Annotated in this window: 18 protein-coding genes, 3 tRNA genes and 1 pseudogene; 2 read left to right on the forward strand and 20 right to left on the reverse strand. The window is 57.2% G+C overall.

The window, feature by feature from the left end:
- Positions 1 to 3 precede the first annotated feature (3 nt).
- A complete protein-coding gene (locus tag AC1DWM_RS17810; protein WP_223516399.1) occupies positions 4 to 780 on the forward strand; it encodes a TatD family hydrolase in 777 nt (258 codons plus the stop codon).
- On the opposite strand, the gene AC1DWM_RS17815 is transcribed toward AC1DWM_RS17810, so the two are convergent.
- The 5 genes and pseudogenes from AC1DWM_RS17815 to ampD form a co-directional block, all read right to left on the reverse strand.
- Entirely contained in the window at positions 781 to 1,170 is a 390-nt protein-coding gene (locus AC1DWM_RS17815; protein ID WP_223516398.1) for a hypothetical protein, read from the reverse strand. It lies immediately after the preceding gene.
- A gap of 253 nt (positions 1,171 to 1,423) precedes the next feature.
- The gene (locus tag AC1DWM_RS17820) at positions 1,424 to 2,353 is read right to left on the reverse strand and encodes a methyl-accepting chemotaxis protein (protein ID WP_477795803.1); all 930 of its coding nucleotides are present in this window, start codon (positions 2,351 to 2,353) and stop codon (positions 1,424 to 1,426) included.
- A pseudogene (locus tag AC1DWM_RS17825) lies at positions 2,330 to 3,421 on the reverse strand (methyl-accepting chemotaxis protein); the annotation flags it as partial. The pseudogene AC1DWM_RS17825 and the gene AC1DWM_RS17820, both read right to left, overlap by 24 nt.
- 214 nt (positions 3,422 to 3,635) lie before the next feature.
- A complete protein-coding gene (gene ampE / locus AC1DWM_RS17830) occupies positions 3,636 to 4,472 on the reverse strand; it encodes a regulatory signaling modulator protein AmpE (protein ID WP_223516394.1) in 837 nt (278 codons plus the stop codon).
- Entirely contained in the window at positions 4,469 to 5,029 is a 561-nt protein-coding gene (gene ampD / locus AC1DWM_RS17835) for a 1,6-anhydro-N-acetylmuramyl-L-alanine amidase AmpD (protein WP_223516393.1), read from the reverse strand. The genes ampE and ampD overlap by 4 nt, the downstream gene beginning before the upstream one ends.
- A gap of 152 nt (positions 5,030 to 5,181) precedes the next feature.
- On the opposite strand from ampD, the gene nadC reads away from it, so the two are divergent.
- Positions 5,182 to 6,030: a carboxylating nicotinate-nucleotide diphosphorylase gene (nadC, locus tag AC1DWM_RS17840; RefSeq protein ID WP_223516391.1), complete on the forward strand. Its 849-nt coding sequence runs from the start codon at positions 5,182 to 5,184 to the stop codon at positions 6,028 to 6,030.
- A 107-nt stretch (positions 6,031 to 6,137) separates the two neighbouring features.
- On the opposite strand, the gene AC1DWM_RS17845 is transcribed toward nadC, so the two are convergent.
- From AC1DWM_RS17845 to folP, 15 genes are all read right to left on the reverse strand, one after another.
- A complete protein-coding gene (locus AC1DWM_RS17845) occupies positions 6,138 to 6,443 on the reverse strand; it encodes a DUF6388 family protein (RefSeq protein WP_477795783.1) in 306 nt (101 codons plus the stop codon).
- Positions 6,444 to 6,694: 251 nt separating this feature from the next.
- Positions 6,695 to 6,770, reverse strand: a tRNA-Thr gene (locus tag AC1DWM_RS17850).
- A 131-nt stretch (positions 6,771 to 6,901) separates the two neighbouring features.
- The gene (gene pnp, locus AC1DWM_RS17855) at positions 6,902 to 9,007 is read right to left on the reverse strand and encodes a polyribonucleotide nucleotidyltransferase (protein ID WP_477795784.1); all 2,106 of its coding nucleotides are present in this window, start codon (positions 9,005 to 9,007) and stop codon (positions 6,902 to 6,904) included.
- A gap of 195 nt (positions 9,008 to 9,202) precedes the next feature.
- On the reverse strand, positions 9,203 to 9,472 hold the full coding sequence (gene rpsO, locus AC1DWM_RS17860; protein WP_003177875.1) for a 30S ribosomal protein S15: 270 nt from the start codon (positions 9,470 to 9,472) through the stop codon (positions 9,203 to 9,205).
- 262 nt (positions 9,473 to 9,734) lie between these two features.
- Complete coding sequence (gene truB / locus AC1DWM_RS17865; protein ID WP_007942871.1) at positions 9,735 to 10,652, reverse strand: tRNA pseudouridine(55) synthase TruB; 918 nt, start codon at positions 10,650 to 10,652, stop codon at positions 9,735 to 9,737.
- 3 nt (positions 10,653 to 10,655) lie between these two features.
- Entirely contained in the window at positions 10,656 to 11,057 is a 402-nt protein-coding gene (gene rbfA, locus AC1DWM_RS17870; protein ID WP_007942872.1) for a 30S ribosome-binding factor RbfA, read from the reverse strand.
- A gap of 159 nt (positions 11,058 to 11,216) precedes the next feature.
- Entirely contained in the window at positions 11,217 to 13,748 is a 2,532-nt protein-coding gene (infB, locus tag AC1DWM_RS17875) for a translation initiation factor IF-2 (RefSeq protein ID WP_223516387.1), read from the reverse strand.
- Between the two features lie 27 nt (positions 13,749 to 13,775).
- Positions 13,776 to 15,257, reverse strand: coding sequence for a transcription termination factor NusA (gene nusA / locus AC1DWM_RS17880; RefSeq protein WP_007942874.1), 1,482 nt, complete (start codon positions 15,255 to 15,257; stop codon positions 13,776 to 13,778).
- Between the two features lie 47 nt (positions 15,258 to 15,304).
- Positions 15,305 to 15,763, reverse strand: coding sequence for a ribosome maturation factor RimP (gene rimP / locus AC1DWM_RS17885; RefSeq protein WP_010463487.1), 459 nt, complete (start codon positions 15,761 to 15,763; stop codon positions 15,305 to 15,307).
- 138 nt (positions 15,764 to 15,901) lie between these two features.
- A tRNA-Met gene (locus tag AC1DWM_RS17890) sits at positions 15,902 to 15,978 on the reverse strand.
- Between the two features lie 96 nt (positions 15,979 to 16,074).
- Positions 16,075 to 16,160 (reverse strand) — tRNA-Leu (locus AC1DWM_RS17895).
- A 22-nt stretch (positions 16,161 to 16,182) separates the two neighbouring features.
- The gene (gene secG, locus AC1DWM_RS17900) at positions 16,183 to 16,566 is read right to left on the reverse strand and encodes a preprotein translocase subunit SecG (protein WP_109787598.1); all 384 of its coding nucleotides are present in this window, start codon (positions 16,564 to 16,566) and stop codon (positions 16,183 to 16,185) included.
- Positions 16,567 to 16,570: 4 nt separating this feature from the next.
- Complete coding sequence (tpiA, locus tag AC1DWM_RS17905; protein ID WP_477795785.1) at positions 16,571 to 17,326, reverse strand: triose-phosphate isomerase; 756 nt, start codon at positions 17,324 to 17,326, stop codon at positions 16,571 to 16,573.
- A 66-nt stretch (positions 17,327 to 17,392) separates the two neighbouring features.
- Entirely contained in the window at positions 17,393 to 18,730 is a 1,338-nt protein-coding gene (gene glmM / locus AC1DWM_RS17910) for a phosphoglucosamine mutase (protein ID WP_223516384.1), read from the reverse strand.
- Positions 18,731 to 18,746: 16 nt separating this feature from the next.
- Positions 18,747 to 19,598, reverse strand: coding sequence for a dihydropteroate synthase (folP, locus tag AC1DWM_RS17915; protein WP_223516382.1), 852 nt, complete (start codon positions 19,596 to 19,598; stop codon positions 18,747 to 18,749).
- Positions 19,599 to 19,603: the final 5 nt, after the last annotated feature.

Below are 19,603 nucleotides of genomic sequence, written 5' to 3' on the forward strand. Positions count from 1 at the left end.
ACCGTGGAGCTGATCGACAGCCACACTCATCTGGATTTTCCGGATTTCGACGAGGACCGTCAGGCACTGCTGGCCGAAAGCCGCGCCCTGGGCGTGCAGCGGATGGTGGTGTTGGGGGTTTATCAGGCAAATTGGCAGCGAGTCTGGGAGCTGGTGCAAAGTGATCCCGACTTGCATGCTGCATTCGGTTTGCACCCAGTGTATCTGGAGGACCATCGACCTGAAGATCTACAGGAACTCGGTGACTGGCTGACGCGTCTGGCCGGCCATCGGCAGCTGTGCGCAGTGGGCGAGATCGGTCTGGATTACTTCATCGAAACCCTCGACCGAGAGCGCCAGCAGGCGCTGTTCGATGCGCAACTGCAACTGGCGGTGGACTTCAATCTGCCGGCGCTGATTCATGTGCGGCGCAGCCATGCGGCGGTGATTGCCACGCTGAAACGCTTTCGATTGAAACGAGCAGGGATCATCCACGCCTTTGCGGGCAGCAGGGAAGAAGCGCGCGAGTACATCAAGCTGGGTTTCAAACTGGGTCTGGGCGGCGCCGCGACCTGGCCACAGGCGCTGCGGATGCACCGTGTGCTCGCTGATTTACCGTTGGAGTCCGTGGTGCTGGAAACCGACTCACCGGATATGGCGCCGGCCATGTTTCCCGGTCAACGCAACAGCCCGGCACACTTGCCGGCGATCTGCGCGGCACTGGCGCAGATCATGGCGATCAACCCTGAGCAATTGGCCGCCGCCAGCACGGCTAATGCTTGCGAGCTGTTCAACTGGTAATCAGTCGGCGTGGGCCTTGGCGGCTTCCAGAATCAGCGTGAGGTGTTGCCGGTGCCGGGCGAACTGAATAACGAGGAAGTAGACCAGTATCGCAACCAGCGAAAAATTCACCTGTTCGACCACGCTGAGCATTCCGATCCATTCCATGACCAACGCCACCAGGACCGCAGTGCACACCATCACCAGGGTGCTCGCCCGGAGCATGGCAAGTGAGTCGAGAGACTTGAAGCGCTTGATCTGTTTCGGGTCGATCAACTGCAAGGCTTTATGGCAGTGAGTACAGGCGAACGACTCGTTGATTGCAATGGCGTTGAGTTGCCAGGCTTCGAGCACACAGGTACACCCGCAATGGGCGCATTGCCCCTGGATTCCGATGGTTGCGACAGACATAACCGTGCTTCCTCATGGCAAGCCTGAGTGAATGATCCTCCTTCATTGAAGACGAAAAATCAGAGCACTGAGGACAACAGGCCATTATCTGCCCGAAAAAAGAAAAGTACTACAAATCGTGTACAAAACCTGTAGGAGCGAGCTTGCTCGCGAAGACTGACTAACATTCAACATCCAGGTCGACTGTTATGCCGCTTTCGCGAGCAACTCGAATCGTCGCACCGCAGCTCCCACATTTGTTCGCGGTGTGCCATCAAACTCGAAACGCGCTGATCAGGTGTTTGAGTTCCACCACCTGAGCCGACAACGCACGGCTGGCATCCTCGGTCTGGTGCGCCCCCTCTGCGGTGCGCTCACCGGCACGGTTGATCTCGACAATGTTCTGATCGATATCGTGGGCGACGGCGGTCTGCTGCTCGACAGCAGCAGCGATTTGCTGGTTCTGGTCAACGATCATGCCAACGGCGCCGAGGATGTTTTCCAGCGCCTGCTGGACCTTTTCCGACTGCCCGACCGTGCCATCGGCCACCTGATGACTGATGCCCATGGCTTTCACCGCCGCGCCGACTCCGCTGTGGAGCTTGCTGATCATCTGTTCGATTTCTTCGGTCGATTGCTGGGTGCGTTTGGCCAGCGTCCGGACCTCATCGGCCACCACCGCAAAACCACGCCCCTGCTCTCCGGCCCGCGCAGCTTCAATGGCCGCGTTAAGGGCCAAAAGATTGGTTTGTTCAGCGATGCTTTTGATCACTTCCAGCACGCGGCTGATGGACTGGCTGTCGCTGGCCAGTTGATTGATCACCAGCACCGACTGATCGATCTCACTGGCCAATTGCGCGATGCTGCCCTGCTGGGACGCTACCAGCCCGCGACCGTTGATGGTCTCGTCGTTGACGCTGTGGGCGCTGCTGACCGCAGCAGCCGCACTGCGCGCCACCTCAAGGGAGGTGGCCGACATCTGGTTCATGGCCGTGGCGACCTGCTCGATTTGCGTACGCTGCCCGGCCACCGCCTGGTTGCTCTGGGTAGAAACACTTTGAACCTGCCCGGCCTGACGCTCGACCTCATTGACGGTCTTCCCGACTCGCTCGATCAGGTCATGGATTTTCTTCACGGTGCCGTTGAACACCTCGCCCAACTCGCCAAGCTCATCGCGGCTTTCAGCGCGGAAGGTCACCGTCATGTCGCCGGCAGCGACCGTGTCCATCATTTCGCCAAGCCGCTTGAGGGTGGTGCGGGTTGAAGCGTAGAAGCCGCCGTAAAGGTAGAAAATCAGCACAAACACCACCGACAGCGCCACGGCCTGCAAGACCATGTGGGTGCGATTTTGCTCCAGTCGCTGCTGCAACTGGGTGCCGAGGAACTTCAGTGTGGCTTCGTTGAGTTGGTAAGTTTGGTCCATCAGGCCGGTGACCTGATCGTAAAAGCTCTGCCAGGGTGTATCGAGTGTGTCCGCCATCACCACTTTTTCTTCGAACAGCTCACTGGCTTTTTTCAGCGAGGCCTTGCTGCTATCAGCTTGCGCAGCCAGGGTTTCGCGCGCCGCCTTGCTGGAGCCCAAGGTGTCCTGCAACCTCAAGCCGTATTCGCCCTGAAGCTTTTCGATCTGCGCCAACAGTTCATCAAATCGAGTGCTCGACGCAGAGTTGATAAAGCCTTGCCCCAGCGAAAAGGAACCCATCGCCCGGCCTTCGCCCAGCAGTTGGGTCACACGCGGAGTGACGTTGGTGATCAGCTCACTCAGTTGACGCATGTCACTTTGGCTGTCGCGACTGAGGCCGGCCTGAGTGGCGATGATCTGGCTGAAAATCTGCGCGTTGCCGAGCAGTTTTCCGATCATGCCACTTTTGCTTTGCAGGGAGGTTTCCGCTTGCTGGGCTTTGAACGCGGCGATCATTTCATCGCGTTTGCCGTCGAAAGCCGTGATCTGCTCCGAATCAGTGGTCATCGCCGTCAGCCCTTGCAGGCGCGCGAGGATGCTTTGCTCCAGCGCGCCGATCTTCGACTCGACATTGCCGGCCTTACCGGACTGGCCGAGCGTGACGTTGATCTGTACCAGATTGTTCAGGGTTTCCAGGTCTCGCCGAAGGGTCAGGCCGCTGCCCAGCAGCTCGAGGCTCTGCAGTTCGACTTGCGTGCCCTGAAATTCACGATAGGAGTCGCGCACCAGATAAAAGTTGGTGACCAGCATGGGCACAAGGAACAGTACGCTGATCAGGCTGAACTTCATGCCGAAGCTCAGGCGGTTCATCAGCGCGACGGCGGGATAGAGCAAGCTCTTCACTGGAAGTCTCCCTTTGAGTTCTTATTTTTATTTGGCAGGCGCAGATCGGCGGCAGATAGCCACCATTCAGCGCTATCCCTGTATATCTTAAATCGGCAGGATGTTTTGTAACTTAAGGTTAACGCGGGGAAGTACGCGCCTGTAGCAGCTGGCGCAGCCTGCTGCTACAGGGATTGATGTGTTAAGGCAGGACAGTCCACAGCGCAAAACCGGCGTACCAGAGCACCGCCGCGCGCAGCAGCAACTCCCAGATCCGGTCCAGGCTGTTGATGCCATCCGGTCCGACGACCGGAGCCGGAATTTCACCGGCTACCAGACCGACTTTCTCGATCAACTGAGCGGCGCTGATGTTCCAGTTCAGTAACTCATGCAACATCACCCGGCTGACCGCCACAAAGTTGCCGATCAGTGCAAAACTCATCGCCAGCAACCGCACGGGCACCCAATCAAAGGCGTGACGCAATTGTGCCGCGCGCTCGACCACGGCCGGGTTCTGCCCATGCTCCTCGGCCAATGCCAGCAAGCGATAACTCAGGGCAGCAACCGGCCCCAGCAAGAAGTACCAGAAAATGACCGCAAAGAAACTTTGGTAAGCCTCCCACAGCAGGTGCGCCTCGACCCGCTCCAGCAATTGCTCGGCGCTTTCGGCGCAAATATCCAGGTCACGAGTGGCCACATGCGTAGCGGCTTGCAGGTCTTCCCGGCGCCAGGCATCGCGAAACGGCCCCAGGTCGGCCAACAGATCGCCGCGGCCCAGGCTGTAAATCACCACCAGCAAATGCACCGGTAACGCGAGCAAACCGTAGACCACGGGGTCCAGCACCACCAGCAGCAACCCCAATAGCGCGACCGGTAACAACACCATAATGACCAGGATCAACCATGGCCGGTCGATCAGACGTGGCGTGACCTCAAGCTTGTTCAACTCGCGCACCCAACCGCCATCACGCTGGACCCGATGGCGCAGTGCCGAGAATTTCTCGATCCACACCGCCAACAGCAACACCAGAAAACTCATTTTCCTTCCTCTTCTGCCAGGGCTGCGCGATAGCGTGCCCAGTCGAATGCCGGTCCTGGATCGGTCTTGCGCCCCGGCGCGATGTCGCTGTGCCCACAAATGCGCTGCGCAGTGATGCCGGTGTAGGCGTTTTGCAGCTGTCGGGTCAACGCCGTCAGCACGAGATACTGAGCATCGGTGAATGGCAGATCATCCGTGCCTTCAAGCTCGATGCCCACCGAAAAATCGTTACAGGTTTCCCGGCCCTCAAAACTCGAAACACCGGCGTGCCAGGCACGCTCACTACAAGAGACAAACTGAGTGACAGTGCCGTCACGCTCAATCAGAAAGTGTGCTGACACCCGCAAGTCAGCAATGCCTTCAAAATAAGGATGCTCCGTGACATCCAGACGATTCTGGAAGAATTCCTGCACTTTGCCGGTAGCGAACTGCGCTGGCGGCAAGCTGATGTTGTGGATCACCAGCAGGGAAATTTCGCCCGAGGGGCGCGCATTGAAGTTGGGTGAGGGGCATAAACGCACGCCCTGACACCAACCACTCGCGGGGTCCAACTGCATACAGGTTCCTTCAACGACGACTGTGTTGGCACCCAGTATGCCGCGATAGCCCCTCCGGATGCGATCATTGCCGCAAATGGAAAGTCTATGAGACCTTGGGTTGGCTCGTGCCATGGCCCTATAATCGAGCCACTTTGTTTGTGGAGTCCGTTATGCCGAATCTACGTCTCGCCGACTTGACCGCCGAAATCGAAGCCAACGTACGCCGTGCGTTGCGCGAAGACATCGGCAGCGGCGACATCACCGCGCAGCTGATCCCGGCCGAACGCCTGGCAAAAGCCACCATCATCACTCGTGATGCTGCCGTCATTGCCGGCACTGCGTGGGTTGATGCGGTTTTCCGGCAACTGGACCCACGGGTCGCAGTGCATTGGCAGGTGTGTGACGGCGAACGGGTAAAACCCAATCAGGCGCTGTTCCACCTCGAAGGCCCGGCGCGCTCGCTGCTCACTGGCGAACGCAGTGCACTGAACTTCCTGCAACTGCTGTCGGGCGTGGCCACGCGTGCGCAGTATCTGGCGGATTTTGTCGCCAACACCCAAGTAAAGTTGCTCGACACCCGCAAAACCCTGCCCGGCCTGCGTCTGGCACAAAAGTACGCCGTCACCTGCGGCGGCTGCCACAACCATCGCATCGGTCTGTATGACGCCTTCCTGATCAAGGAAAACCATATTGCCGCCAGCGGTGGCATCCCTGAAGCCATTAACGCCGCGCACAAGATTGCCCCGGGCAAACCGGTGGAGATCGAAGTGGAAAGCCTGAGCGAGCTCAAAGAAGCTCTGGCGGCGGGTGCTGACATCATCATGCTCGATGAATTGAGCCTGGATGACATGCGTGAAGCCGTGCGCCTGAACGCAGGCAAGGCCAAACTGGAAGCCAGCGGCGGGATCAATGAAAGTACGTTGTTGCCGATCGCCGAAACCGGGGTCGATTACATTTCGATTGGCGCGATGACCAAGGACGTGAAGGCTGTCGATCTGTCGATGCGTTTGAGCCTCTGATCCGCATCGCAAACCTGTAGGAGCCTGGCTTGCCGGCGATAGCGATCTCAAGGACGCTATCGCCGGCAAGCCAGGCTCCTACAAAGGCGGCTCCGAAGGAGTTTTTGTCAGACCACCAGATTGTTCATCTCGCAATACTCTTCCCACTCGACGCCCAGTACCTCGGCCGCCTCTTTGTGCAGCACCAGGCGCACAACCTCGTACTCTTCCGGGGTCGAGGTGTACTTGAGCGTCAATTCCCACGGCTGCAAGCCCTGAGACTCCGCCTCATCCTCGAACGCCCATTGAATCTGGTCTTTCTGATCGTCGGCCGGCAGGTCCTTGATCTCTTCGGCAAGCTGGGGCGAATCCAGCAAGTACTTCTTGAGCGCTTCTTCGTGTCTGGCTTCTTGGGTCAATTCTTTAACGGTCATGTCGTTCTCGCTGATCTGGGGAATGGAAGATGGATCTGGATCATCAAGGATCTCTCTGACGCAAAAAAACCGGTTGAAGCCCGGTTTGTCTGGCCTTCAGAACCATTCGGGGATCATCTGAAAACTGCAAAATGGTACGTGTACAAGCACCGAATATAGGACGTTTGGTTGACGATTTATATGGACTTTTACATCAATTCGACAAAAAACGCTGGAAGGGCTTTGAGCGCAAAGGTGAAACAACAGAGGAATGGTGCCCGAGACAGGAATCGAACCTGCGACCTTCGCGTTACGAGTGCGCTGCTCTACCGACTGAGCTACACGGGCAGTGGGCTAAACCTAGCACCGGGTTTCAAGGCCGGCAACTTCACGCCCTGTTCCACAGACAAAAAAATGCCCCGCAGCTTTCACTGCGGGGCATTTTTTATAACGTTGAAGCGGTCAGGCGTGGGGAGTGATTAAACGCCCGAAGCCTTGGCTGCTGCTACGTCTTTGATGGACAGCTTGATACGGCCGCGGTTGTCCACGTCCAGTACCAGTACTTCCACTTCCTGGCCTTCTTTCAGGATGTCGGTCACTTTCTCTACGCGAGCGTCGCTCAGCATCGAGATGTGAACCAGACCGTCCTTGCCTGGCAGGATGTTGACGAATGCGCCGAAGTCGACGATGCGTTCAACCTTACCAACGTAGATCTTGCCAATTTCAGCTTCAGCGGTGATGCCCAGAACGCGTTGACGTGCTGCTTCAGCCGCTTCCTTGGTTTCGCCGAAGATCTTGATCGAGCCGTCGTCTTCGATGTCGATCGAAGCCTTGGTCTCTTCACAGATCGCACGAATGGTCGCGCCACCTTTACCGATAACGTCACGGATTTTGTCGGTGTCGATTTTCATCGCGATCATGGTCGGAGCGTTTTCCGACAGTTCGGTACGCGACTGGCCAATGATCTGGTTCATCTGACCGAGGATGTTCAGGCGCGCTTCCAGGGCTTGGCCCAGAGCGATTTCCATGATTTCTTCGGTGATGCCTTTGATCTTGATGTCCATCTGCAGCGCGGTAACACCTTTGGCGGTACCGGCTACTTTGAAGTCCATGTCGCCCAGGTGGTCTTCGTCACCCAGGATGTCGGTCAGGATGGCGAATTTCTCGCCTTCTTTAACCAGACCCATGGCGATACCGGCAACTGGTGCCTTCATCGGAACGCCGGCATCCATCAGGGCCAGGGAAGCGCCGCAGACCGAAGCCATGGAGCTCGAACCGTTGGACTCGGTGATTTCCGACACAACACGAATGGTGTACGGGAACACGTCAGCGGCAGGCAGCATGGCTGCAATCGAACGACGGGCCAGACGGCCGTGACCGATTTCGCGACGACCAGCGCCACCCATGCGACCACACTCACCTACCGAGAACGGAGGGAAGTTGTAGTGCAGCATGAACGGGTCTTTTTTCTCGCCTTCCAGGGTGTCCAGCAGCTGTGCGTCACGGGCAGTACCCAGAGTCGCGACTACCAGAGCCTGGGTTTCGCCACGGGTGAACAGAGCCGAACCGTGGGTCTTTGGCAGAACACCGACTTCGATGTTCAACGGACGTACGGTCTTGGTGTCGCGACCGTCGATACGTGGCTTGCCGTTTACGATGTTTTCGCGAACGGTGCGGTATTCGATTTCGCCGAAAGCAGCTTTGACTTCGCTGGAAGAAGGCTGGCCTTCTTCACCGGACAGCTTGGCAACCACCTGGTCTTTCAGTTCGCCCAGACGAGCGTAACGGTCGGCCTTGATGGTGATGGTGTAAGCCTGGGAGATCGCGTCGCCGAACTCGGCACGGATAGCGCCCAGCAGTGCGGTGGCTTCAGGCTGTGGAGCCCAGGTCCAGGTCGGCTTGGCAGCTTCAGCGGCCAGTTCTTTAACAGCGTTGATCACAACCTGGAACTCGTCGTGAGCAAACAGTACCGCGCCCAGCATCTGGTCTTCGGTCAGCTCTTTGGCTTCCGATTCAACCATCAACACGGCTTCCGAAGTACCGGCAACGACCATGTCCAGGCTCGAAGCTTTCTGTTGTTCGTAAGTCGGGTTCAGCAGGTAACCGGTGCTTTCGTGGAACGCAACGCGGGCAGCGCCGATCGGGCCATCGAAAGGAATGCCGGAGATAGCCAGGGCAGCCGAAGTACCGATCATCGCAGCGATGTCCGGATCGGTCTTCTTGCTGGTGGAAACGACGGTGCAGACAACCTGCACTTCGTTCATGAAGCCTTCTGGGAACAGCGGACGGATCGGACGGTCGATCAGTCGGGAAGTCAGGGTTTCTTTCTCGGAAGGACGGCCTTCGCGCTTGAAGAAACCGCCAGGGATCTTACCGGCAGCGTAAGTTTTTTCCTGGTAGTGAACGGACAGAGGGAAAAAGCCCTTGCCTGGATCGGCTTGCTTGGCACCAACGACAGTCACCAATACGCTGACGTCGTCGTCAACGGTGACCAATACTGCGCCGGAGGCCTGACGGGCGATGCGGCCAGTCTCGAGGATAACGGTCGACTGACCGAACTGGAATTTTTTGATTACCGGGTTCACGGTGTCCTACCTTCTTTTGTGGCTCTTGGGGAACTTGTCTTCTTGCGAAATTCTTGGGCAATGCCGGGAATCGGCCCAACGCCTGTCCAGGGTAAAACGTGTGTCCAGATAAAACTTGAGGCTGGGAGCCTGCCATGCGCCAGCGGGAAACCCACTGACGCGCGACAGACAACCAACCTCTAGCGCAATCGCTTATTAGCGACGCAGACCCAGGCGACCGATCAGAGTCTGATAACGACCCAGATCCTTGCCTTTCAGGTAGTCCAGCAGCTTACGACGCTGGTTTACCATGCGGATCAGACCACGACGGGAGTGGTGATCTTTACCGTTGGCCTTGAAGTGACCTTGCAGCTTGTTGATGTTGTGGGTCAGCAGTGCAACTTGCACTTCTGGCGAACCAGTGTCACCAACAGCTTGCTGGTAGTCAGCTACGATTTGAGCTTTTTCTTGAACGTCGAGAGCCATGAGGCAATCCTTTTATCAGGAAACTGTTTCAAAGAAACAGCTTCAACAGGCCAGGGACAAATCCCTGTATCTAAAAATGAGTAGTGACCGTGCCTGTTAACAGCCACCCTCGTCCCAGTTTGTGCAAAAGCTGCTGCGCTCGGTAATCCTGCGTCAAAAACCGGCTCGGAATGCTCATTGACAGCAGTCAACTCCGCTTCCTCGCCTGTTTTTTCCTTGTCTTCCCTTCGCTCGCTACGCTTTTACAGCAAACTGGTTCCGGTCATTCTGACCGAATCAGTCGACGTGGCGCGATGCGCCCGTCTTCGCTCACTTCACCGATACCGATGAAGCGACCATTGTGATCCTGTACCCGTACCATGCCGAACTTCGGTGCATCCGGGGCGCGTACCGGCTGGCCGTTAAGCCAGTAGAACGAACTGTGCTCCGAGAACTGCAACAGTGGCCAATCCAGCAGGCCGCTGTCCGATGGCATCAGGAAGCGATCAACCGCTTCATTGCCGCCTTCGGCATGTACCGCTTCCAGCTCTTCCAGCGTGACCGTCTGCGCCAGCGTGAAAGGCCCGGCCTGGGTACGTCGCAATTCAGCAACGTAAGCGCCACAACCGAGTTTCTCACCGATATCCTCCACCAGGGTGCGGATATAGGTGCCTTTGCTGCAATCCACCGCAAGCCGCGCAGTATCACCCTCGAAGGCCAGCAATTCCAAGCGCGCAATAGTAACAGAACGCGGTTCGCGCTCCACTACTTCGCCTGCACGGGCCAGCTTGTACAGCGGCTGCCCATCACGCTTGAGTGCCGAGTACATCGGCGGTATCTGACTGATTTGCCCACGAAAACCGGGTAAAACAGCCTCGACATCCGCGCGACCAACGGTCACCGGGCGTTCCTGCAAAACTTCACCCTCGGCATCGGCCGTGGTGGTGGTCTTGCCCAGTTGCGCCAGGGTTTCATAAGCCTTGTCGGAATCGAGCAGGTACTGCGAGAACTTGGTGGCCTCACCGAAGCACAACGGCAACACGCCGGTGGCCAGCGGATCAAGACTGCCGGTGTGCCCGGCCTTCTCGGCGTTCAACAACCAGCGAACCTTCTGCAACGCGGCGTTGGAGGTGAACCCCAGCGGCTTGTCGAGCAAGATGATACCGCTGACGTTACGACGGATACGTTTGACCTGAGCCACCGATTACTCCTTGGCGTCTTCGGGTTCAGCCGCTACCGGGTGCTGATTGTCTTCAGCCACCGCACGCTCGATCAGGGCCGACAGGTGCGCACCACGCACGACGCTTTCGTCGTAGTGGAAGTGCAGCTGAGGAACGCTGCGCAACTTCATTTCACGAGCCAACTGCATACGCAGGAAACCAGCGGCGGAGTTGAGCACCTTGATGCTTTGTGCGATGTCTTCGGCGTTGTCCTGCCCCATCACGGTGATGAAGATCTTGGCGTGACCGACGTCACGGCTGACTTCAACAGCGGTAATGGTGACCAGGCCGACGCGCGGGTCTTTGACTTCACGACGGATCAGCTGTGCCAGCTCACGCTGCATCTGATCGCCGATACGTTGGGTACGGCTGTATTCTTTTGCCATGTCTTGTTACCTGTTACTGCCCCACGGTGAAACCCGAGGGGTCTGAAAGCGGCAAACGCCCGGCCTGACAAAAGCCAGACCGGGCGTTGCGTTTAGAGTCCTGACGCCGTGCCGCGCATCTGCATGCGGCGGCTCACCGTGGCCCTTGAAGTGCGCAAGTTAGAGGCTGCGAGCAACCTGAACCTTCTCGTAGACTTCGATCTTGTCGCCAGCTTTGACGTCGTTGTAGCTCTTGACGCCGATACCGCATTCCATGCCGGCACGTACTTCGGAAGCGTCATCCTTGAAGCGGCGCAGGGATTCCAGCTCGCCTTCGAAGATAACGATGTCTTCACGCAGTACACGGATTGGACGGTTACGGTGAACAACACCTTCGATAACCATGCAACCGGCGATCGCGCCAAACTTCGGCGAACGGAACACGTCTCGCACTTCAGCGGTACCCAGGATGTTCTCGCGAACATCGCTGCCCAGCATACCGGTGAGGGCTTTCTTGACGTCTTCGATGATGTCGTAGATCACGTTGTAGTAACGCATATCCAGACCTTCCTGCTCGACGATCTTGCGAGCGCCCGCATCGGCACGCACGTTGAAGCCAAACAGTACAGCATTGGAGGCCAGTGCCAGGTTGGCGTCGGACTCGGTGATACCACCGACACCGCCACCGACAACACGCACTTGCACTTCGTCATTACCCAGGCCGTTCAAGGCACCGTTCAACGCTTCCAGCGAACCACGGACGTCGGATTTGAGGACGATGTTGAGCGTCTTCTTCTCTGCCTGGCCCATGTTTTCGAAGATGTTTTCCAGCTTGCCGGCGTGAGCACGGGCCAGCTTGACTTCGCGGAACTTGCCTTGACGGAATAGAGCCACTTCACGGGCTTTCTTCTCGTCCGACAGCACGCTCATCTCATCGCCAGCGTCCGGGGTACCGTCCAGGCCGAGGATCTCGACAGGGATGGAAGGACCGGCTTCTTTGATCGGCTTGCCGTTCTCGTCGAGCATGGCACGTACCCGGCCATAATTCGAACCGACCAGGACCATGTCGCCTTGGCGCAGGGTACCGTCTTGAACCAGAACGGTAGCTACCGGGCCACGACCTTTGTCGAGACGCGATTCAACCACGACGCCACGGCCTGGAGCCGATGGAGTCGCTTTCAGTTCGAGAACTTCAGCTTGCAGCAGAACAGCTTCGAGCAACTCGTCCACGCCAGTACCGACTTTCGCCGAAACCGATACGAACGGGGTGTCGCCGCCCCACTCTTCCGAGGTCACGCCGTGAACCGACAGTTCGCTACGGATGCGATCGAGATCAGCGCCCGGCTTGTCGATTTTGTTCACTGCAACAACCAGTGGAACACCGGCAGCCTTAGCGTGCTGAACGGCTTCAATGGTCTGCGGCATCACGCCGTCGTCCGCTGCAACCACCAGGATCACGATATCGGTCGCCTTGGCACCACGGGCACGCATTGCGGTAAACGCGGCGTGACCCGGGGTGTCGAGGAAAGTGACCATGCCGCGATCAGTTTCAACGTGGTACGCACCGATGTGCTGGGTGATACCGCCGGCTTCGCCAGCAGCTACCTTGGCACGACGGATGTAGTCGAGCAGCGAGGTTTTACCGTGGTCAACGTGGCCCATTACGGTCACAACCGGTGCACGGGAGAACGTCTCACCTTCAAACTTCAGGGACTCGGCCAGGGAATCTTCCAGAGCGGTGTCGCTGACCAGGGTCACTTTGTGGCCCAGTTCTTCGGCTACCAGCTGAGCAGTTTCCTGATCAAGCACCTGGTTGATGGTCGCTGGAGTACCCAGTTTGAACATGAACTTGATGATTTCAGCAGCCTTGACCGACATCTGATTGGCGAGATCGCCAACAGTGATGGTCTCGCCAATCTGCACATCACGCACGACAGGGCCGGTTGGGCTCTGGAAACCGTGGGCGTTGCGTTTCTTCAGCTTGGCCTTGCCGCGACCACCACGACGGAAGCCATCGCTTTCTTCGTCGGTAGTACGTGGCGCAACACGTGGAGCAGGCGCTTTCTCTTTGACCGAAGCACGATGCGGAGCGTTTTTGCGCTCGCCATCGCCACCGCCGCTGCGACGATTGTTATCGTCGGCACGTGGTTTGTCCGGACGGCGCTGTTCGTTCTGCTTGTTACGAACGTCGGCAGACGGGGCTGGAGCAGCGGCGACAACCGGCGCGCTTTCACGCACAGGTTCGGCAACTGCAGCAGGCGCTGCAACAGCGTTGGAAGTACCAGATTGCGCAGCAGCAGGCTGGCGACGCGCTTCTTCTTCGGCGCGACGCTTGGCTTCTTCTTCAGCCTTCTGACGAGCAGCATTTTCTACTGCGCGACGTTCTTCCAGTTCACGTTTGCGCTCGGCTTCGATTTCTTCCGGGCTGCGCTGTACGAAAACTTTCTTTTTACGCACTTCAACGCTGATGCTTTTGCTGCCAGCAACACGCAGGGTGCTGGTGGTTTTACGCTGCAGCGTGATCTTGCGTGGTTCTTCCACTTTCGCCTTGTGGCTGCTTTTCAAATGAGTCAGCAAAGATTGCTTCTCACTGTCAGTCACATTTTCTTCGGCGGCGGTGTGCGGCAGACCTGCCTCACGCATCTGCTGCAACAGGCGCTCTACCGGTGTTTTGACCTCATCGGCCAGTTGTTTCACCGTGACTTGCGTCATGCACTTCTCTCCTCAGGCCGCGCCTAATTACTCGAACCAGTGGGCTCGGGCGGCCATGATCAACTTGCCGGCACGATCATCGTCAATGCCGTCGATGTCGAGCAGGTCGTCAATAGACTGCTCGGCCAGGTCTTCGCGGGTAATTACGCCGCGCACCGCCAGTTCCATCGCCAAATCCTTGTCCATACCCTCAAGCGAGAGCAGGTCTTCGGCCGGATGGGCGTCTGCCAGCTTTTCCTCAGTAGCGATGGCTTTGGTCAACAAACGATCCTTGGCACGAGCGCGAAGCTCGTTGACGGTTTCTTCGTCAAAGCCGTCGATGTTGAGCATTTCTTCCAACGGTACGTAGGCAATCTCTTCCAGGCTGGTGAAGCCTTCATCTACCAGCACCTGTGCCAGGTCTTCGTCGACTTCCAGCTCGTCGATGAAGTTGCGCAGGATGTCGCCGGTTTCTGCTTGCTGCTTAGCCTGGATGTCCGATTCGGTCATCACGTTCAGGGTCCAGCCAGTCAATTGGCTAGCCAGACGCACGTTCTGACCACCGCGACCAATGGCCTGAGCCAGATTGTCTGCGCCAACGGCGATGTCCATTGCATGGGCATCTTCGTCAACGATAATTGCCGCCACTTCAGCCGGCGACATTGCATTGATCACAAACTGAGCCGGGTTGTCGTCCCACAGGACGATGTCCACACGCTCACCGCCCAACTCACCCGACACTGCCTGGACGCGCGAACCGCGCATACCGATGCAAGCGCCCTGCGGGTCGATGCGTTTGTCCTTGGAACGGACCGCGATCTTGGCGCGCGAACCCGGGTCACGGGACGCAGCCATTACTTCGATCAGGCCTTCAGCGATTTCCGGCACTTCGATGCGGAACAACTCGATCAGCATTTCCGGCGCGGTACGCGACAGGATCAACTGCGGGCCGCGGTTCTCGGTGCGGATTTCCTTGAGCAGCGCACGCAGGCGCACGCCGACACGGAAGGTTTCGCGAGAAATGATGTCTTCACGAGCCAGCAACGCTTCAGCGTTGTTGCCCAGATCGACGATCACGTTGTCGCGGGTCACTTTCTTCACGGTGCCGGAGATGATTTCCCCCAGGCGCTCGCGATAGGCGTCAACGACTTGGGCGCGCTCGGCTTCACGAACTTTTTGCACGATGACTTGCTTGGCAGTCTGTGCAGCGATACGGCCGAACTCGATGGATTCAATTTTTTCTTCGACTACATCACCAACCTTGGAACCAGGATGCGTTTCGGCAACCTTGCTCGGCCACGTTTCAATGGCCGGATCGTCCAGGTCTGCTTCTTCGACGACCGTCCAGCGACGGAATGTTTCGTAAGCACCGGTGTGGCGATTGATTTCCACACGCAGATCAACTTCGTCCTCGAAACGCTTTTTGGTAGCAGTGGCCAGAGCCAGCTCCAGCGCTTCAAAAATTACGTTTGCCGGTACGCCCTTTTCATTGGATACCGACTCAACAACCAGCAGTACTTCTTTGCTCATCGTACGCCTCGCCTTTCGCAAGCCATTGGATCCGCGGGATCCGCGTCTCAGTCAAAACTGGGAATAATGTTGGCCTTGTCGATCATATCGATCGGCAACAGGAACTCATGGTCTTCTACCTGCACCACGACGTCCTGCTCTTCTACACCACGCAGAAGGCCCTGAAAGTTGCGTCGTCCTTCAAAAGGCGAGCGCAGCTTGATCTTCACTTGTTCACCGGCAAATTTTGCAAACTGCTCAATAGTGAACAGTGGGCGTTCCATGCCAGGCGAGGAAACCTCAAGGGTATATTCAACGGCGATCGGATCTTCAACATCCAGGACACCGCTGATCTGACGGCTGACAATGGCACAATCGTCCACCAGCACACCGCCCTCTTTATCGATATAAACGCGCAACATCGAGTGACGACCCTGAGCCGAAAACTCAATACCCCAGCATTCATAGCCCAGGGCCACGACCACCGGGGCCAACAAGGCCTGCAACTCTTCTAGCTTGCTCGACACCTGAACCCCCTCGTGCATGTATGTGCATGCTATGCAAAATAAAAAAATGGGCGAAACGCCCATCCTTGAAACGCCGTCGAACAGCGGCGTAGAAAGTGTCCAGCTAACAAAAAGCCCCTTAAAAGGGGCTCCTTAAACTGGTTGCGGGGGCCGGATTTGAACCGACGACCTTCGGGTTATGAGCCCGACGAGCTACCAGACTGCTCCACCCCGCGACAAAGCTGGGGCGGAAGTATACGACCGATCCCTGACAGGGTCAATGTAACCTTCCACCTACAAGAAAGCCCGCAACAGCGGGCTCTCCTGATAATTGGTACCGAGAAGGGGACTCGAACCCCTACACCCTATGGGCACAACCACCTCAAGGTTGCGTGTCTACCAATTCCACCACCTCGGCAATACTACGTTTGAAACCCTTCTTACTTTTGCTCTTGAGCTGGAGGCACGTCAGTCGCTGGATTAGCCGACTTTTGCTCTTGAAGCACCGGGACATCATCAGAAGCCGGTTGCTGCTTTGGAACTTCCAACACCGCTGGATTTGGGAGACCTACTTGAGTCAGCTGGTGAGCTTTCTCTTTAGCAAAGTAACCTAACCCTAAGCTGGTTATGAAAAAACCTGCGGCAAGTATAGCAGTAAATTTACTAAGAAAGGTAGAGGAACCTTGGCTTCCGAACACAGTATTTGAAGCACCTGCTCCGAAAGACGCGCCAGCATCCGCACCTTTACCCTGCTGCAGCAATACCAGAGCAACTACGCCCAATGCACCCAACAGATGAAAAACGACTACGACTGTTTCCAGCATTTTTTCAGTTTCCCGCGGCGCGACAGATCGCACCGAACTCATCTGCATTCAGGGAAGCTCCACCAATGAGCCCCCCATCGATATCCGGCATGCCGAACAGTTCGACCGCATTGGCCGCCTTCACGCTGCCGCCGTATAGAAGCCGCACACCTTGTGCGACTTCAGAATTCTCTGCCGCCAACTGAGCGCGAATGGCTGCATGCACATCCTGCGCCTGTTGCGGCGAAGCAGTCAGCCCGGTACCAATGGCCCAGACCGGCTCGTAAGCAATTACTGCATTTGCAAAAGCACCGACACCCAGCTCCTCTATGATACTGCCCAGCTGACGCCCGACAACCTCAAGAGTTTTCCCGGCTTCACGCTGCTCAAGGGTTTCCCCTACACACAACACCGGAATCAAGCCACATGCCTGTGCCGCGGCAAACTTGCGAATCAGCATCTCGTCTCGCTCGCCCATTATCTGGCGGCGCTCAGAGTGCCCGACAAGCACCAGGGAACAGCCTGCGTCCACCAACTGACTCGGCGCGATTTCACCGGTCAATGCGCCTTGCCCGGACTCCACCGCAGAGTTCTGCGCGCCGACCGAAATCGACTTTCCTTCCAAGCCATCAATCACTTGATTGATATGCAAGCAAGGCGGGAATACCGCTACATCAACACCGCTCGGCAAGGCCAGATGACTAAGGCCATTGATCAGCTCAGCGACGCTGGCGCGGGTACCGTGCATCTTCCAGTTACCAGCTACCATAGGGCGACGCATGCTGTACCTCGTCGGTCAAAGTGGGCGCAGATGTTACCCAACACAATCATGGCTGGCAAGCCGAATTCAGGCAGAAACTTCAGTAACCAGTTTTGCCAGCTCTTCGGCGTAACCGCGAACCTGTGTTTCGTCCTCGCCTTCGACCATGACACGCACCAATGGTTCTGTCCCGGACTTGCGCAAGAGCACACGACCACGACCCGCCATAGCCTTGGTGACGCGATCGCTGGCCTCCTTGACCGAAGGATGCTCGAGCGGATTCGAACCACCGCCAAATCGGACATTGATCAGCACCTGCGGGCACTTACGAAGCGCCTGACGAGCCTGCGCCAGACCTTCGGAACGCCTTTTCAGCGCCATCAGAACCTGCAATGCCGCGATGATCGCATCACCAGTAGTAGTGTGGTTAAAGCAGACGATATGCCCCGAGTTCTCACCACCCACCAACCAGTTACGCTCAAGCAAGTCAGCGATAACATACCGGTCGCCAACGTTGGCGCGCACAAATGGAATCGACAGATCAGCCAGTGCCAGCTCCAGCCCCAGGTTACTCATCAGCGTACCGACCACGCCACCTTGCAGCATGTCTCGCTCATGCAGATCGCGGGCGATGATGTAGAGCAGCTCGTCACCGTCAACAATGGCACCCGTATGATCGACCATCAGGACGCGATCACCGTCACCATCGAATGCGATACCCAGATCGGCGTGTTCGGCCAATACGGCAGCCTGCAATTGACCCATATGGGTCGAACCGCAATTGTCATTGATGTTCAGCCCGTTAGGCTGAGCGGACAGCACAACGACTTCAGCCCCCAACTCACGAAACACACTCGGGGCAACCTTATAGGTCGCGCCGTGAGCGCAGTCGATGACGATCTTCAGGCCCGCGAAGCTGGTACTGGTCGGGACGCTGCTTTTGCAAAATTCGATATAACGGCCAGAGGCGTCGTTGATACGTGACACTTTACCGATCTTGCTCGACTCAACCACGGTCATCGGCGTATCGAGCAACTCTTCAATCATCAATTCGACCTCATCCGGAAGCTTGGTGCCCTTTCCGGAGAAGAACTTGATGCCGTTGTCATCGTGAGGATTGTGCGAGGCACTGATCACGATACCGGCTTCGGCATGAAAGGTGCGCGTCAGGTAGGCGATCGCCGGTGTAGGCATCGGGCCCAGCAGCATCACGTCAGCGCCTGCCGACGTCAGACCGGCCTCGAGTGCCGACTCGAACATATAACCGGAGATTCGGGTGTCTTTGCCTACCAACACCTTGCAGGCGCCCATCTTGCGGAACGCCATGCCCGCAGCCCAACCGAGCTTGAGCATGAAATCAGGAGTGATCGGGTATTCACCGACCCGGCCACGAATACCGTCGGTGCCAAAGTATTTTTTACTCATAAGTGCTCCATCATTTTTATTCGGCTGATTCCACTGCGGCGATCATCCGCACCACATCCACTGTTTCGGCTACATCATGGACGCGCAATATACGCGCCCCATTGGCCGAAGCCAGCGCTGCGAGCGCCAGACCACCGTACAGACGCTCCCCAACCGGGCGATTCAAGGCCTGACCAATCATGCTCTTTCGCGAAACCCCGACCAACAGAGGCCGCCCCAAGACATGCAAGGCTTTCATATGCTTAAACAAGCTTAGATTGTGCTGCAAGGTTTTCGCGAAGCCAAAACCCGGATCAAGAATAATCCGCTCCGACGGAATTCCCGCCGACGCGCACTGAGCCATGCGCTCAGCGAGAAATTCGCCCACTTCTTTGGTGACGTCCTGGTAGAACGGATTGTCCTGCATGTCACCCGGCTCACCGAGCATATGCATCAGACACACGGGCAGCCCGGTGGCTGCCGCAGCATCCAGGGCGCCGTCTCGACGTAACGAGCGCACATCATTGATCAAGCCAGCACCCAACCGCGCAGTCTCGCGCATAACCGCTGGTGTGGAGGTATCGATAGAAATAATCACATCCAGTTCGCGATTGATGCGCTCAACGATAGGCGCTACGCGCTCCAGCTCCTCAAGCGGCGAAACCGCCCGGGCACCTGGCCGGGTTGACTCGCCACCGACATCAATGAGCGTGGCACCTGCAGCCACCATCGACTCGGCGTGACGCAGAGCCACATCGAGCTGACTGTATCGGCCGCCATCAGAAAAGGAATCAGGAGTGACATTGAGTATGCCCATGACATGCGTCTGGGCCAAATCAAGAACCCGGTTGCCGCAAGGCAACCGGGTCGAGGACTGAACAGAAGTCATTTCAA

Source organism: Pseudomonas sp. P4_C8 (assembly GCF_056401975.1).

Coding starts and splice junctions, on each gene's coding strand:
- AC1DWM_RS17815 (WP_223516398.1), bottom strand. CDS start 1,170: ATGTCTGTCGCAACCATCGGAATCCAGGGGCAATGCGCCCATTGCGGG.
- AC1DWM_RS17820 (WP_477795803.1), bottom strand. CDS start 2,353: ATGACGGTGACCTTCCGCGCTGAAAGCCGCGATGAGCTTGGCGAGTTG.
- ampE (WP_223516394.1), bottom strand. CDS start 4,472: ATGAGTTTTCTGGTGTTGCTGTTGGCGGTGTGGATCGAGAAATTCTCG.
- ampD (WP_223516393.1), bottom strand. CDS start 5,029: ATGCAGTTGGACCCCGCGAGTGGTTGGTGTCAGGGCGTGCGTTTATGC.
- nadC (WP_223516391.1), top strand. CDS start 5,182: ATGCCGAATCTACGTCTCGCCGACTTGACCGCCGAAATCGAAGCCAAC.
- AC1DWM_RS17845 (WP_477795783.1), bottom strand. CDS start 6,443: ATGACCGTTAAAGAATTGACCCAAGAAGCCAGACACGAAGAAGCGCTC.
- rpsO (WP_003177875.1), bottom strand. CDS start 9,472: ATGGCTCTCGACGTTCAAGAAAAAGCTCAAATCGTAGCTGACTACCAG.
- rbfA (WP_007942872.1), bottom strand. CDS start 11,057: ATGGCAAAAGAATACAGCCGTACCCAACGTATCGGCGATCAGATGCAG.
- infB (WP_223516387.1), bottom strand. CDS start 13,748: ATGACGCAAGTCACGGTGAAACAACTGGCCGATGAGGTCAAAACACCG.
- nusA (WP_007942874.1), bottom strand. CDS start 15,257: ATGAGCAAAGAAGTACTGCTGGTTGTTGAGTCGGTATCCAATGAAAAG.
- secG (WP_109787598.1), bottom strand. CDS start 16,566: ATGCTGGAAACAGTCGTAGTCGTTTTTCATCTGTTGGGTGCATTGGGC.
- tpiA (WP_477795785.1), bottom strand. CDS start 17,326: ATGCGTCGCCCTATGGTAGCTGGTAACTGGAAGATGCACGGTACCCGC.
- glmM (WP_223516384.1), bottom strand. CDS start 18,730: ATGAGTAAAAAATACTTTGGCACCGACGGTATTCGTGGCCGGGTCGGT.
- folP (WP_223516382.1), bottom strand. CDS start 19,598: ATGACTTCTGTTCAGTCCTCGACCCGGTTGCCTTGCGGCAACCGGGTT.